Consider the following 12,526-nt stretch of genomic DNA (forward strand, 5'->3'; position numbering starts at 1 on the left):
CATGTCCCGCTACCTGCTCACGCCCTTCCCGCTGCACGGGCACGTCGTTCCGATGGCCGCGCTGGCCGCGGAGCTCGTCGCCAGGGGCGGCCACGTCACCGTCGCCGTCAGCCCCGGCTTCACCGCACCGTTCCGCGAGCTCGGCTGCGAGATCGTCGAGCTCGACGTCATGCCCCGCTCCGCGGTGGCCGAGCAGAGGTCCGTCAAGCGCAAGTTCGGCCGGCTGCGGTGGATCCGCGACGTGCACCGCGAACGGGTGCGCCTCAGCGCGTTCCTGAAGGCCCGCATGCCCGACCTGCGTCCCGACGTCGTCGTCACGGACATCATGTCGCTGTGGGGCGTGCACGCGGCCGAGTCGGCGCGCGTGCCCCACGTGGCGTTCCACGTCACCTACGCGGTCAACGAGCAGGTGCTGCTCGACGACGTCCGCAGGCTCGCCGGCCCGAAGACCGCCGCGTTCGTGAAGTACTCGGGCTTCGCCAAGGTCCAGCCGGGCCTGCGCCGCCGCGTGCACCGCAACGCCGCGCTGGCGCTGGTGAACTCGACCGAGGAGCTGCAGCCCCACCGCGAGACGTTCGACGAGCGCTTCCACTTCGTGGGCCCCCTGCGCTGCGAACCCGCCCGGGGCGACTCGGACCTGCCCTGGGACCGGATCGAGCGGGAACGCACCCTCTACGTGTCCACGGGCACGTTCTTCACCCGTGGGGCGTGGTTCTTCCGCAAGATCGCCGACGCGTTCGCGGACAACGGCTGGTGCGTGGTCATGGCCACCTCCCACACCGACCCCGCGGAGATCGGCGACCTGCCCGCGAACGTGGTGGCACGCCGGTACGTGCCGCAGTCGGCGGTGCTGGAGCACTGCGACGCGTTCCTGACGCACGCGGGCATGAACTCCGCGATGGAGGGCCTGCTGCTGGGGCTGCCCATGGTGATCGTGCCCAGGGCGTCGGACCAGAAGGAGATCGCCCGCACGCTCGCCGCCCTCGGCGTCGGTGTCGTGGTGGACCACGAGGCCGGGCCCGAGGCGTTCCGCGCGGCGCTGGAGCACGTGGTGACCGACCCGGCGATCAGGGCCGCGGTGGCGGAGAACGCCCAGCGGCTGCGGCAGTCCAACGGACCGGCGGCCGCGGCGGACCAGCTGGAGAAGCTGATCGTGGGGGAGGGGGTCGCATGAGGGCGTGGCGGAGGTGGAGCGTGCTCACCGCCGTGGTGGCCGGGTGCTGGGTCTGGCCCGCCGGGGCGCCCGACGGGCACGGGATCGGCGACGCGCGGGTGTGGGACGCGGGCGGGCTCGCGTCACGCGGCGCGGCCTGGCTGCTGCCGTGAGGGCAGTGCGGGCGACCCCGCCGCGGCACGGGGAAGAGGTCTTCGAGCGGGGAACATGCGAGGAGTTGGTGACATGAAGACCTTCGGCCGCAGGACGTTCCTGCGCGGCGCCGCGTTGCTCGGCGCCACCGCCGCCGGGGGCGGCTGGCTGACCTCCGCCGCGTCGGCGAGCCCGGTCGGGCCGCACGAGGCGATCGTCCGCGACGCCGCGATGGTGTGGCACGAGCTGCCGCTGGAGCAGTGGGCGGGACCGCTGCTGGGCAACGGGTCGGTGACCACGCAGGTGTTCGGGGACCAGCGCGGCATCGCGTTCACCGGCCTCGCGCGGCTCGACCTGGCCGGCACGCCGACCGGTGCGCGCTGGCAGCTCGACCTGTGGAACGCCGAGCTGACGGGGACCGTCACCACCACGTGCGGCGCGGTGGAGCTGTCCGCGCTGGTGCACCGGCAGACCGGGGTCCTGGTCGTGACCGTCACGCCGAGCGCCGGGGAGGCCGCGGCGCGGTGGGCCGGGCAGGTCGTGGGCTCGCGCCGGGTGTTCCTGGCCGGCGGCTCCGGTGATCCCGAGAAGCTGCTCGTCACGCACCGCGCGTGGTGGAACCGGCTCTACACCAACAGCTTCGTGTCCGTGCCGGACAGGTCCGTGCAGCGGTTCCACGTGATCCAGCAGTACCACGCGGCCGCGACGGTGGCGCCCGGCACCGCGCTCGCCTCGGTGCCGTCCATGCTCGCCGGGGCGAACCAGGTGGCGCTGCTCGCGAACGTCGACGTCGCGCCGCCGCTGTCGTTCGCCGCGATCCCCGGCACGGGATCGAAGGGCGGTGCGGCCGAGAACTCGATCATGGCCTGGAACCTGCCGGCGCTGTGGTCGCTGCACGAGCACCGCGGCGACTCACCGCGAGCACTGGTCCCGCTGGTGCGCAAGGCCGCCGACTTCTACCGGGCGTTCCTCGTGCGGGGCGGCGACGGCTTCCTGCACCTGCCCGCCACGCACTCGCCCGGCCACGGCGACGTCGCGGACAGCACCTACGACCTGGCGCTGCTGCGCTGGGCCGCCCGCGTGCTCGGCGACGACGAGCTCGTCCGCGACCTGGTGCCGTACCACACCGGGCCGTCCGGCCTGCTGCTCGGCGCGGGCAGGCCGCTCACGCGCTCGCACCGCGCGGCCGCGCACCTCGTCGGGCTCTTCCCGTTGCACGACAGCAGCATCTCGCTCGACGTGGCACAGCGCAGCTACCGGCACTGGGCGGGCATGCGGGAGGACTGGACCGTGGACTCCCACGTCGCCGCCGCGTCGCTGGCCGCGCGCGTGCGGGAGCCGGACGCCGCAGCGGAGCACCTGCGGCACGTGCTCGACCTCGACGTGTGGTCGGTGCCGTTCGGCGTCAGCCAGGCCGTGCTGGACCTGGTGGTGCACGGCCGCACCGGTGCCGTCGACGTGTTCCCGTCCATTCCGGACGGGTGGGACGAGATCTCCGTGGAGTCGCTGCGGGTGCCCGGCGCGTGCCTGGTCGACGCCTCGCGCAGCCGCGGTCGCACGGACTGGGTCCGCGTCCGCGGAGAGCAGGGCCGGACGCTGCTCGTCGGGCACGACGTGGAGGACGTCCAGGTCACCGACCCGACCGGACGGCCCCTCCCCGCCGAGGCGGGGGAGGCCGGTACCCGCGTGACCCTGCCCCCGTCCGGCGCGGTGGTGCTGAGCCGTCGCGGTCATGTTCCCGACCTCCTTCCTCGTGTCGTGTCGAAGTCACGGACGGCGGACACCGCGAGCAGCCAGGCCTAGCCCGGTCACCAGCAGCACCGAGCTCACCAGGAGCGCGGAGACGAGAGCGGACCACGCGGGGGCGCCGAGCGCGAACCCGCGTGCCGCGTCGACCGCGTAGGTCAGCGGGTTCACGACCGCCACCGCGCGCAGCCAGCCCGGCAGGTTGGTCACCGGCACGAACGCGCTGGAGGCGAACATGAGCGGGAACATCGTCGCCATGCCGATGGTCTGCAACAGCTCGCCGTTCTTCACCCACGCCGCGAGCGCCATGAAGACCGCCCCGAGCCCCGTTCCGACCACCAGCGCGAGCACCAGGGCCCCGAGGCTGCCGAGCACCCCGCCCGCCGGGTGGAAGCCGAACAGCACCATCGCCGCGACCAGCAGCGTCAGCAGCTGCAACGCGCTGCGCACCGCGTCGAAGAGGCTGCGCGCGGCCACGACCGAGACCATCGTGACCGGCAGCGTCCGGAACCTCGCCAGCACCCCGTTCCTGAGGTCGTTGGCGAGCCCGCCGCCGGCCCACACCGCGGCCTGCGCGCCGGTGGTCACCAGGATCGCGGGCATCAGGTAGTCGAGGTACTCGACGCCCGGCGGGAAACCGGGCGCGTTCGCCATGGTCTTGAAGACCTGGCTGAACAGGGTCAGCATGATCATCGGCTGGAGCAGGTTCATCACGATCATCCGCGGATCGCGCAGCCCCAGCAGCGACCGCCCGGTCAGCACGCCGACCTGGACGAACGGACTCGCCGGCATCGTCGTCACCGCAGCACTCCCCGTGGTTGCGCGGCCAGGGCCAGGTAGACGTCGTCCAGGGTCGGTTCGGTGACCGCCAGCGCCGCCAGCTCGACGTCCGCCTCGGCCAGCAGCCGCACGACCACGGCCACCTCGCGGGTCGCGGACACCGGCACGTGCACGGTGCCCAGCTCCCGCGCCACCTCGAACCCGTTGCGGGACAGCACCTCGAAGGCGAGCGCCGGGTCGGACGGCGTGATGGTCACCGTGCGGCGGCCCAGCCCGGCCTTCAGCTCGCCCGCCGTGCCGGCCGCCACGACCCGGCCGTGCGACAGCACCGTGATCGAGTCGGCCAGCCGGTCGGCCTCCTCCATGTACTGCGTGGTCAGCAGCACCGTCGTGCCCTCCTCGCGGGTGAGCCGTTCGACGGTCTCCCACAGCGCGATCCGGCTCGTCGGGTCGAGGCCGGTGGTCGGTTCGTCGAGGAACACGACACCGGGCCGGCCGACCAGGCTCACCGCGAGGTCCAGCCGCCGTTTCATGCCGCCGGAGAACGTGCCGGCCTTGCGGTCAGCGGCCTCCGCGAGCCCGAACGAGTCGAGCAGCCCGGCGGCGTGCGCGCGGGCGTCGCGGGAGGAGTACCCGAGCAGCCGGGCGATCATCACGAGGTTCTGCCTGCCGGTCAGGTCCTCGTCGACCGACGCGTACTGACCGGTCAGGCCGATGCTCGAGCGGACCTTCGCGCCCTGGGTCACCACGTCGAACCCGGCGACCGACGCCGTGCCGCCGTCCGGGGGCAGCGCGGTCGTGAGGATGTTGATCAACGTCGTCTTGCCGGCGCCGTTGTGGCCCAGCAGACCGAGGACGGTGCCGCGCGGCACCCGCAGCGACACCCCGTCCAGCGCGGTGTGCGCGCCGAAGGACTTCACGACGTCCTCGGCGTGGATCATCAGGTCAGTTGGCACGACTCCCCCACCACAGGTCCTCCGCCGACACCGCGCCGGCCGAGTACTTCCCGAGCGCGCTGACGAGCAGGCGCAGTTCCAGCTCCAGGCACCGCACGAGGTTCTCCAGGCCCCGCACCGGATCTGTGTCGGCGGCGAGCAGCGCGGCCCGGCCGAGACCGGCGGCCCGCGCGCCCAGCGCCAGGCACTTCACCGCTCGCGCGCCCTCCCACATCCGCCCGGAGACGAGCAGGTCGCCCGCCGGCTGCCCGAGGCGCCGCAGGCACTCCGCCAGCGGCAGCCCCACGTGCGCGAGGAACCCGGTCGGGGCCCAGCCCGTGCCGCCCTCGGCCCCGTCGACCGTCACCGCGTCGGCACCGGCGTCCCAGGCGGCACGGGCGGCGTCGCCCACGTCCCTGGCCGGCGGCAGCTTCACCCACACCCTGGCGCGCGGGTAGTTGTTGCGCATCAGGCGGATCTGCTGCGTGAGGATCTCCCGCGTGAACGTGCCGGGGCTCGCGCAGCGCAGCACCTCGTCCGCGCCGAACACGGTGTCGACGTGGAACCGGTCGGCCACGGCCGAGGTGCTGTCGAGCACGGACATGCCGCCCAGGCCCGGTTTCGCGCCCTGGCCGACCTTCAGCTCGAGGCCCAGCCGCCCGCTGCCGAGCAGCTCCTGGGCGGACGGGTCGCTGTGGACGAGGTTCCACACCTCGGCGTCGGCGTCCTCGGTGGACTGCTGCACGACCACGCCGCCGTCCCGCTCGCCCAGTTCGTCGCCGTACGCGCGGATCCGGGCCAGCAGGGACTTCTCCCCGGCGCTGTCCAGCCGCCCGTACCCGTTGACGGGCACCACGTTCTCGCCGATCACCAGCGGGATGCCGAGACGTCCCGCCTGCCGCGCCGCCGCCACGCCGAGGTCGCCGGACGCCGCCCGCGTGGAGCCGAAGGCGGAGACGTAGAGCGGCAGCGCGGAGCGGAACCCGCCGACCCGGGTGGTCAGGTCCACCGCGTCGTGCATCGGCTCGCGGCCCAGTTCGACGAGCTTCTCCAGGCGCCGCGGCATGAACACGGGCGGCACCAGTCGCGCGGAGTCCAGCGCGTCACCGGTCGCCGGGGTCGCGCCGAACAGCGTGCTCCCGTACCGGGCCAGGTCCGGGAAGATCCCGGCCGGGCCCCGCGCGGCCCGGTCCCGCACCTCCTGCTCGGGGAACCCCGGCGCTCGCAGCGTCACGGCGACGCCACCCCCGGCAGCTTGGGGTAGGCCGAGGCCTGCCAGACGTCCGCCAGTCCGCACAGGTAGCGGGTCAGCCGTTCCAGGCCGATGCCGAACCCGGCGCTCGCGGGGATGCCGTCGCGGACCACGTCGAGGTACCAGCCGTACTTGGCCGGGTTCTCGCCGGTCTCGCGCATCCGCGTGACGATCTCGGCGTAGCGGTGCTCACGCTCGCTGCCGCTGCACAGCTCGCCGAAGCCCTCCGGCGCGATCAGGTCGAAGTTGCGCAGCACGCCGGGGTGCTCGGCGGACTCGCGGTCGTAGAACCCGCGCGAGCCCTTGGGGTAGGCGGTCACGAAGAACGGCTGCGCGGTGCGGGAGGACAGCAGCACCTCGGCCCGCCAGTCGATCTCGCCGTCCGGGTTCTGCTCGTGCCCGAGCGAGTGCAGCTCGGCGACGGCCGACGCGTGCGTGCGGCGGTCGAACGGCCGGCCGAGCACGGCGGCCAGCGCGGTGACGTCGCGGCCGAGGACCGCCAGGTCGGGCAGGGTGACCACGGACTTCACCACGTGCGACACGAGGTTCTCCGCCAGGTCCATCGCCTGTTCGGCGGTGGCGTCCGCGATCTCCACGTCGATCTGGTGGAACTCGGCGAGGTGCCGGGACGTCGTCGAGGTCTCCGGCGGTTCCAGCCGCACGTTCGGCGCGATGGCGAAGATCCGGTCGAACGCGGTGAGCGTCGCCTGCTTGTAGAGGATCGCGCTCGTCATCAGCTTGTAGCGGTGGCCGTAGTAGTCCACGTCGACCTGCTTCGCGCCGCGGGCGCCCGGATCGGTGACCGGGCCGATGACCGGCGGCAGCAGTTCGGTGAAACCCTGCGCCGACAGGAACTCCCTGGTCGCGGCGAGCACCGCGTTCTGCACCCGCAGCGCCGCCCTCGTGACGGGCGAGCGCAGGTGTTCCTTGGGGCTGGACGGTGTGCTGTCCAACGCACTCCTCCTCAGTTCGTGTCGCACCGTCGCTCCATGTAGGACAGTGCGGCCAGCAGGTCGGACGAGGTCATGTCCCGGCGGTGCCGCGAGGTCGCGCCGAACGGCAGCGAGCCGGTGGCCGACCAGCGCAGCCGGCCGTCGGGGTCGAGGTAGCTGCGGGCCCTGCCCGCGTTGTCCGGGTGCAGGCAGAACGGCACGTCCAGGTAGCCCGCGGAGAAGGCCTTGTCCAGTGCGATGCCGAGGTCCGGGTCGAGGTTCAGGACGGCCTCGACCACCGCCCGCGCCTCCGCGTACGTCTCGGTGTCGCGGCCGTCGGCCGGTGCCGGCGCGCAGAACGCGGCGACGTCGCCCGCGTGCTCCAGCGCCGCCACGTTCTCGGCCACGGACGGGATGCGGTGCGCCTCCGCCTCCGTCTTGACGATCAGCCGCGCCGACCCGGTGGTGACCGCGAGCCGCGCGGCCTCGGCCATCAGCCGCCGCACCCCGGCGGGCGTCCGCGGGAAGACGCCCATGTACGCGTAGATCACGACGTGCCAGTCCACGTCGGGCAGCAGTTCGCCCGCGAGGCTCGTCAACGCCGCCACGGCCTCGACGTCCTGACCGGGGTTGGTCTGCTGCGCGTAGCTCAGCGACATGCTGCGCACCCCGTGCCGCCGGAAGAACAGCGCCTCCAGCACGCTGATCGCCACCAGCACGCTCGGCGGGCACAGCTGGCCCATCATGCAGCCGCCGAACGTCTCCAGGTGGTGACCGGGCAGTTCCGCCAGCCGGGTGCACGTGCGCGCCCAGTTCTCGACCGAGTCGCGCAACGGGAGCCTGCTGTAGGGCAGGCAGTAGGACACCGGCCCGCCCTCGGTCGCGTCGAGCCCGGACGCGATCAGCGCGGTCACGATGTCGCCCGGCACCGCCGAACCGTGCCGGACCTGGACGGGGAAGCCCAGCCCGTGCAGCACCCTGCGGGTGGTGCGCGGGCTGTGCGCGGTGATCGGGTAGCCGTTCATGGCCGAGCCGCGGGCCAGGGCCAGTGCCGCGCCGCGGTTGTCCCCGACGCGGGTGTAGCTGTCGACGGTGATCGTGCCGACCGTGGTGGCCGCCGCGCCGCGGGTCGCGAGCAGCCCGGCGCGCATCGTCACCGGGTCGCTCATCCCCATCCGCGGCTGGACGACGAGGTTTCCCGCCGCCCTGGCCGCGCGGACGAAGCCGCCGAAGGAGGTCATCGCGGCACCGCGACCAGCGCGCCGAGGAAACCGAGGAACCTGGTCAGTTCGGGGTCGTCCTCGAAGAGCGCGTCGTAGCCCGCGTCGAGCAGTTCGCCGTGCACCCCCGCGGTGCCGGAGATCCCGAGCTTGCCGCCGATGACGACCGGCAGCCCGCGCAGGTCGTCGTGCGAGCGCAGGGCCGTGATCAGCCGCAGGCCGTCGGCGAACCCGTGCCCGTTGACGCTGCTGACGACCAGCAGGTCCGGCCGCCCGGTCAGGCACTCGTCGACGACCTCGTCGTCCGGGACGCAGGCACCGAGGTTGCGCACCCGGTGCCCGGCCTCCTCGATCGCGAGCTGCAGGTACACCAGGTTCCACGTGTGCGAGTCCGACGCCGTGCTGGTCACCACGACGTCGAGCTGCTCAGGACACCGAGCGGCGAGCATCGGGCTTCTCCCCGGTCGCGGTCGCCTCGATGCCCCTGCTGTTGAGCAGCGCGAGCCCGAGTGGGGTCAAGGAGTGCAGCACGGTGTTCTGCTTGCGCCGCGTGATGATCAGGCCGGCCTCGCGCAGCACGGCGGTGTGCTGGCTCGCGGCCGCCGCCGAGACGCCGACCCGCAGGCCGAGCTCCCCGGTGTTGTGGCTGTCGACCAGCGTGCGCAGCACCTTCGCGCGCGTCCGGCCGACGAGCGCGCCCAGCGCCTTGTCGGTCGAGGGGGCCAGCTGCCACAACGAGCTCGCCGTCGCGCCGTTGACCGGGACCGGGTAGACGAGCACCGGCGGGTCGTCGGGTCGCGATGCCGGTGGCGTGATGACGGTGACCTGGTCGAACAGGAACAGCGACGGCACGATCAGCAGTCCCCGGTTGTTCAGGTGGATCTCCGGCCCGGTGGGGCTCGCCGTCTCGAGCACCGGCGCGTTCCACGTGATCATGGGCTGCAGGCTGCGCAGCATGCCCTCGACGCCGTCGTTGAGGATGACGCGGCCCCGGTAGGAGCGCTCGGCCTCGAGGTAGCCGCGAATGCCGTTCCAGTACGGCGCGATCGCGAGGGGGTAGAACTGGTTGGTGATGTAGGCGATGTCCTCGCGCTGGTAGCCGGCCCTGGCGAGGGCGAGCCCGAGGTGGTTGCCGGCCGCGTTCGAGGGGAAGAAGTCCGAGGAGAGGTGGGCGGAGCGGAACAACCGCTGCTGCGCCGCGGGTGGCGTTCCCAGTCTGGTGCGCACCGCCGTCTGCCACTTGCGGAACGACGGGCCTCCGCCGCCGTGCCCGAGCAGTCTCATCGCGAGCAGGGTCTCCGCCGTGGCGGTGTCCACGTTGCAGAACCTTGTTCGTGCCAAGTCCTCTACCGAAAAATGGATGCGTGTCACTTGACTCCCCCATGGAGTGGGCACGGTGCGACCCGGAAGTTGAATCCGTTGAGCGAAAGAGACGGCCGGGAGGGCCTTCGGCGAGCGAGCGGCTAGAAGCGCAGACCGGGGGACTGGAAGGCGGGACCCAGCACGGCACCCGAGTCGGCCGGGGCCGGCGTGTCGTACAGGGCCTTGGCCTGCAGCTGGATCTGGTACATCAGGCCGACCGTGTCGTCGAACTCGTCGGGGTGGCCGTTGAACAGCCGGTTGAGCGCGGTGAGCAGGTTCGTGTACGACTCGTCGCACGTCTCGGAGGCACGCCGCGGCTGACTGCCCGCCGCGAGCCGGAACGTGTCGGCGTCGTCCACCACCGGGTGCACGCCCTCGGGGTCGAACGGGATCTCCGGACCCTCGTACTTCCACTCACCGCTGGAAGTGCGCACGAGCTGGCGGCCTTCGACGATCTCGGCGAACCGGTAGTAGTGGCCCAGCTCGCCCGGGTCGGCGAGGTCGTCGCCGTCGAGGTCGTGCGGGCTTCCCTCGCCCTGCTCGACGATCTGGTAGATCGCGAGCAGCGCCGACTTCTTGTCCGTGACGCGGTAGAGCACGCCGGGCGCGTCCGGCCAGCTCACCTGCAGCGCCGGGTCGCCCGTGAAGAGCCCGCCCGCCGCGTCGAGCTTCGAGATGCCGCGGGCGATCCGGTCGTAGAACCACCCGATCGTCATCGGCGTGTACTCGGCCTTGTTGAACCACTCCTCGAGCGCCCGGATGTCGTCGGCGGGCACGGACTTCACGTTGCCGGCCTGGTCCAGCCGGACGTTCTCGGGCTTGATGACGGCGCCCTTGAACTCCTTGCCGTCCAGCGTCGGGTGGTCGGGCTGCTCGATCGCCATGAAGCAGTTGCGGACGTGCTCGATCGACAGGCGGCGCAGCCGCACGGTCACGTCCGGCAGCACCGGTCCCGGCAGCCTGCCGGGGTAGGTCGGGACGAGGCCGGGCCTGCCGAGCTGCGGCTTGCCGCCGACCGCGTTGAGGATGTTGCACACCTGCGCCAGGTGCTGCATCTCCTCGATCACGACGCCGCGGATCAGCTCGGCGATCTTCACGTTGTGCCCGGGCTTGATCGAGAACAGCGTGGCGAGGTACGGGGGGATCGTCGCCAGCTCCACGAGCAGCGCCTGCTGCAGCGCGCCGCGGAGGTCCTCGATCGTCTCGATCTCGAGGACCGGTGGAGCCGGCTTGGTGTCCAGCCACTTGACGATCATGTCGCGCCTTCCTGGGGAGAGATCACGCGTGACCGGCATGTGGTTCGGCGATTCCCGCGGTGCGAGCAGGGTTCGCCGGATGTAGGTCTGGTGCCGGATGACGTGGTGGTAGTTGCCGAGGTCAAGGATGGCGTTCATGGAGGGGTAGAGGTTCGAGTACTGCTGGAGGATCGGTTGAACGTCGCGGACCCACGTCGGGCGCGCCGGCAGCGGGCACGGGTCGAAGATCCGCGCGGCGATCTGCCCCTCCGGTTCCCGGTTGCCGTCGGTGAAGCCGTACGGGCACTCGACCGCCACGCCGTCGACCCACTTGCGCGGGTTCCCGGGGTCCTTGCCGGTCATGGAGATCAGCGCCCGGCCGTCGGATCCCGTGACCACCTTCTCCGGGTGGCCGAACGCGGCGGGCTCCCCGCCCGTGCCGAGGAACACCTCGACCCCGGCGGCGGGTCTGCCGAACCTCGTCGCGTGCACGACGGTGGTGGCGCTCGCCTGCGTCTTGCCGGGGTGCAGGCGGAAGACGACCTTCTCGCACCGCAGGTAGGTCGCGTCCGCGTTCTCCGCCAGCAGCACCTCGCCCGTGGCCTTGCGGATCGCGAGCGGGGTCTTGCGGGCGATCTCGAGCTGTTCTCGAGTGAGCCTGGCGACCGCGATGCCCGCCGTGCGCTCGTACGCGGCCGGTTCGGTGCCGGTCAGCGGTGCCAGCACGACCGGGGTCGTGCCCATCGCCACGAGGTTGACCGGGCCGAGGTCGACCAGCGGCCCGCCGCGCGCGGTCGTCGGGGTGCTGTTGCCCAGGTCGACGAAGACCGCCGACGCCGCCTCGTCGACCCGGCAGGGCGCGGGGTTCAGCGCGCCGTCCGGGGTCCTGCGCAACCGCCGGCCCGCCACGAACTGCTGCGGCTCACCCGCCAGGTGCGGCCCGATCGTGCCGACGAGCCGGCCGTAGGTCACGTTGTCCGGCCAGTGCTCGACGCCGTCCTCGACGCTGTCCATGACGAGCTTGACCGACAGCCGGCCGCCGGTGGTCGCGGCCCGGATCGCCTGCAGCGCGGGTGATCTCACCTCGCCCCACTGCAGTCCGGTGAGGACGGACTGGTAGGCGCCGGAGGGGTCGCCGCGGCCGGACGGGAGGCGGGCGCGCAGCCAGACGTCGTCCACGGGGGACGGGGCGAAGTCGCCGCGCAGCACCTCGGTGCCCTCGCCGTCGAGGATCCTCAGCCGCAGCCCGTAGAGCTCGGACACCATCTGGTTCTGCGGGTCCAGGTCGACGAACTTGCCGTGGGCGCGCAGGTCGTCGTCGGTGACGCGGCAGCCGACGAGCGGGTCCTGCGCCCTGGTGGTCAGCAGCGTCCCGTCCGGCAGGCTGGTGCTGGTGATCCGCAGGTCGGTCAGCCGGATCGCGTTGCTGCCCTTGGGGTGCCACAGGCCGTTGTAGTCGGGCATGCTCATCCGCCACTGGAACCGCGGCTCGAACATGGTGTTGTCGTAGTACGGCGGGATGTTGTTCACCGTGCAGATGTCGGACTGGAACGTGCCGGCGAAGGTGAGCCGCGGAAAACCCAGATAGGACACGGAAGCTCCCCTGGCAGATCCTGACGTGGTCGAGCGCGAGTTTGGCACCGGCCGACGGAACTGATCCAGGTGTTAAGGAGGCCGTTCAGAAGTCTTAAGTGGACAGACGATTCAGCTCGTGGTTCAACACGGAGGACCCGGCGCCGCGGGGAGGGGGTGTCCTCC

The 12,526-nt window shown here is 72.3% G+C and carries 11 protein-coding genes; 3 read left to right on the forward strand and 8 right to left on the reverse strand.

Annotation, left to right across the window (positions count from 1 at the left end; genetic code table 11):
• Position 1 precedes the first annotated feature (1 nt).
• From ACFWGZ_RS06315 to ACFWGZ_RS06325, 3 genes are all read left to right on the forward strand, one after another.
• A complete protein-coding gene (locus ACFWGZ_RS06315; protein ID WP_382450408.1) occupies positions 2-1,174 on the forward strand; it encodes a nucleotide disphospho-sugar-binding domain-containing protein in 1,173 nt (390 codons plus the stop codon).
• Positions 1,171-1,326, forward strand: coding sequence for a hypothetical protein (locus tag ACFWGZ_RS06320; protein ID WP_382450409.1), 156 nt, complete (start codon positions 1,171-1,173; stop codon positions 1,324-1,326). Before ACFWGZ_RS06315 ends, ACFWGZ_RS06320 begins: the two co-directional genes overlap by 4 nt.
• Before the next feature lie 73 nt (positions 1,327-1,399).
• Positions 1,400-3,109, forward strand: coding sequence for a hypothetical protein (locus ACFWGZ_RS06325; protein WP_382450410.1), 1,710 nt, complete (start codon positions 1,400-1,402; stop codon positions 3,107-3,109).
• Here the strand turns inward: ACFWGZ_RS06325 and ACFWGZ_RS06330 are convergent.
• The 8 genes from ACFWGZ_RS06330 to ACFWGZ_RS06365 all read right to left on the reverse strand — a co-directional run bounded on the left by ACFWGZ_RS06330 (position 3,074) and on the right by ACFWGZ_RS06365 (position 12,361).
• Positions 3,074-3,844, reverse strand: a complete 771-nt coding sequence (locus ACFWGZ_RS06330; protein ID WP_382450417.1) for an ABC transporter permease — start codon at positions 3,842-3,844, stop codon at positions 3,074-3,076. The genes ACFWGZ_RS06325 and ACFWGZ_RS06330 overlap by 36 nt on opposite strands.
• Before the next feature lie 5 nt (positions 3,845-3,849).
• Positions 3,850-4,773, reverse strand: coding sequence for an ATP-binding cassette domain-containing protein (locus tag ACFWGZ_RS06335; protein ID WP_382450418.1), 924 nt, complete (start codon positions 4,771-4,773; stop codon positions 3,850-3,852).
• A gap of 4 nt (positions 4,774-4,777) precedes the next feature.
• Entirely contained in the window at positions 4,778-6,001 is a 1,224-nt protein-coding gene (locus tag ACFWGZ_RS06340; RefSeq protein WP_382450411.1) for a glutamate synthase-related protein, read from the reverse strand.
• Entirely contained in the window at positions 5,998-6,972 is a 975-nt protein-coding gene (locus ACFWGZ_RS06345) for an asparagine synthetase A (protein WP_382450412.1), read from the reverse strand. Before ACFWGZ_RS06345 ends, ACFWGZ_RS06340 begins: the two co-directional genes overlap by 4 nt.
• A gap of 11 nt (positions 6,973-6,983) precedes the next feature.
• Positions 6,984-8,192 (reverse strand): methylaspartate mutase, encoded by a 1,209-nt coding sequence (locus tag ACFWGZ_RS06350; protein WP_382450413.1) that lies wholly within the window; start codon positions 8,190-8,192, stop codon positions 6,984-6,986.
• Entirely contained in the window at positions 8,189-8,620 is a 432-nt protein-coding gene (locus ACFWGZ_RS06355; protein ID WP_382450414.1) for a cobalamin B12-binding domain-containing protein, read from the reverse strand. Before ACFWGZ_RS06355 ends, ACFWGZ_RS06350 begins: the two co-directional genes overlap by 4 nt.
• Positions 8,598-9,488, reverse strand: coding sequence for an ArsR/SmtB family transcription factor (locus ACFWGZ_RS06360; protein WP_382450415.1), 891 nt, complete (start codon positions 9,486-9,488; stop codon positions 8,598-8,600). Before ACFWGZ_RS06360 ends, ACFWGZ_RS06355 begins: the two co-directional genes overlap by 23 nt.
• 146 nt (positions 9,489-9,634) lie before the next feature.
• Entirely contained in the window at positions 9,635-12,361 is a 2,727-nt protein-coding gene (locus ACFWGZ_RS06365) for a ferritin-like protein (protein WP_382450416.1), read from the reverse strand.
• Positions 12,362-12,526: the final 165 nt, after the last annotated feature.

This window comes from Lentzea sp. NPDC060358, from assembly GCF_042725365.1.
Classification (GTDB): Bacteria; Actinomycetota; Actinomycetes; order Mycobacteriales; family Pseudonocardiaceae; genus Lentzea.

Coding starts and splice junctions, on each gene's coding strand:
- ACFWGZ_RS06320 (WP_382450409.1), top strand. CDS start 1,171: ATGAGGGCGTGGCGGAGGTGGAGCGTGCTCACCGCCGTGGTGGCCGGG.
- ACFWGZ_RS06355 (WP_382450414.1), bottom strand. CDS start 8,620: ATGCTCGCCGCTCGGTGTCCTGAGCAGCTCGACGTCGTGGTGACCAGC.
- ACFWGZ_RS06350 (WP_382450413.1), bottom strand. CDS start 8,192: ATGACCTCCTTCGGCGGCTTCGTCCGCGCGGCCAGGGCGGCGGGAAAC.
- ACFWGZ_RS06335 (WP_382450418.1), bottom strand. CDS start 4,773: ATGATCCACGCCGAGGACGTCGTGAAGTCCTTCGGCGCGCACACCGCG.
- ACFWGZ_RS06325 (WP_382450410.1), top strand. CDS start 1,400: ATGAAGACCTTCGGCCGCAGGACGTTCCTGCGCGGCGCCGCGTTGCTC.
- ACFWGZ_RS06315 (WP_382450408.1), top strand. CDS start 2: ATGTCCCGCTACCTGCTCACGCCCTTCCCGCTGCACGGGCACGTCGTT.
- ACFWGZ_RS06330 (WP_382450417.1), bottom strand. CDS start 3,844: ATGCCGGCGAGTCCGTTCGTCCAGGTCGGCGTGCTGACCGGGCGGTCG.